Below are 1,720 nucleotides of genomic sequence, written 5' to 3' on the forward strand. Positions count from 1 at the left end.
TTTTTTTTATGATTTATTTGGAATTTAAAATATTTATTTTTATATTTATAGTGTTGATATACAGAATACTAATATGAATTTCAGAGACTATAATCAAAGACAAACGGCATTATTCCCACATTCATTCGATGATTTAATTCCATCTTCCCATCCAGTTCGAGTAGTTGATCAAGTTGTGGAGCAACTCAATCTTCAGGGACTTATTAAAACCTATAAAAAAGAAGGTAATCCGAGTTATCATCCAAAAATGTTACTCAAAGTAATGTTGTATTCCTACATGACCAATGTTTACTCTTCACGCAAAATAGAACAAGCACTTCGTGAGAATATTAATTTTATGTGGTTGAGTTCTATGACTATTGTTGACCACAATACGGTAAACCGATTTAGAAGTAATAAATTGCAAGATAGTTTTAAAGAAATTTTCAAACAAGTAGTATTAATGCTTGCCGATGAAGGTTTAATTACGTTGAAACAAATTTATACTGACGGCACAAAAATAGAAGCCCAAGCAGGAAAATATACATTTGTTTGGGGAAAAAGTATTGCAACCAACAAAGTCAAAATGCTTACCCAATTAGAGGATTTATGGAACTACGCCCAAAGTGTAGCTAGAAATGATGACCACAATCCAGAACCACCAGAATTTAAAGCAATAAGCAAAGAAGTTATTGAAAAAACGGTAGCCCAAATAGATGCTAAATTAACTGGAAACGAAAATGCCAGTTCAAAAGCCAAAGCTAAACTCAATTATATCAAGAAAAATTTTGTTGTCAATTTAGAAAAATACGAACAGCAACAAGAAATCTTAGGCAGCAGAAACTCCTACAGCAAAACTGATACTGATGCTACTTTTATGCGCATGAAAGAAGACCACATGCTCAACGGACAACTAAAACCAGGCTACAATCAACAAATATCAACCGAGAATCAAATCATCGTTCATTACACCACGCATCAAAATCCAACAGATACCAAAACTTTAAAACCACATTTAGAAGATTTTAAAGAAACCTTTGGACAAGAAATTTTTAATGAATTAAAAGAAATAACCGCAGATGCAGGTTATGGAAGCGAAGAAAACTATGATTATTTAGAGCAACAACAACTAACAGCTTACGTCAAATACAATACTTTTGATAAAGAACAAGACACAAGATACCAACAAAAGCATAAGCTATTTAGCAAAGAAAACCTCTACTACAATCAAGAAGAAGATTATTATGTGTGCCCAATGGGACAAAAAATGCTGAAAACACATCAAAGTAAACGAACCACAGAAGCTGGATTATCTCAAAATATAAGTCACTACCAAGCACAAAACTGTGAAGGCTGTCCACTTAGAGGTCAATGTTTTAAAGCAAAAGGTAACAGAAGCATCGAAAGAAACCACAACCTAGAGCGGCACAAACAAAAAACCAGAGAATTATTATTAAGCGAAACAGGAATACAAAAACGCAAACAACGCACAGCCGATGTAGAGCCTGTGTTTGCTCAACTCAAGCATAATCATCATTTTAGAAGATTTACTCTAAAAGGAATCAAAAAAGTAGATTTAGAGTTCGGATTAATGGCAATGGCACATAATCTAAGAAAGAAAATTGCAGCATAATGGCAATTTTTACTCCAAATGAACATTCTCTGAAATTGAAAACGAATTTTTATAAAATTGAAATAAATAAAAAAACCATCTCAAATTTTGTTATGAGACGGCTTCTTT

The 1,720-nt window shown here is 32.7% G+C and carries 1 protein-coding gene; it reads left to right on the forward strand.

Annotation, left to right across the window (positions count from 1 at the left end; genetic code table 11):
* Positions 1 to 58: 58 nt before the first annotated feature.
* Positions 59 to 1,612 carry an IS1182 family transposase gene (locus tag ACOYLT_RS11855; RefSeq protein ID WP_422854042.1) on the forward strand — a complete coding sequence of 518 codons (1,554 nt, stop codon included), beginning with the start codon at positions 59 to 61 and terminating at the stop codon, positions 1,610 to 1,612.
* Positions 1,613 to 1,720 lie beyond the last annotated feature (108 nt).

This window comes from Flavobacterium sp., assembly GCF_049318185.1.
Classification (GTDB): Bacteria; Bacteroidota; Bacteroidia; order Flavobacteriales; family Flavobacteriaceae; genus Flavobacterium.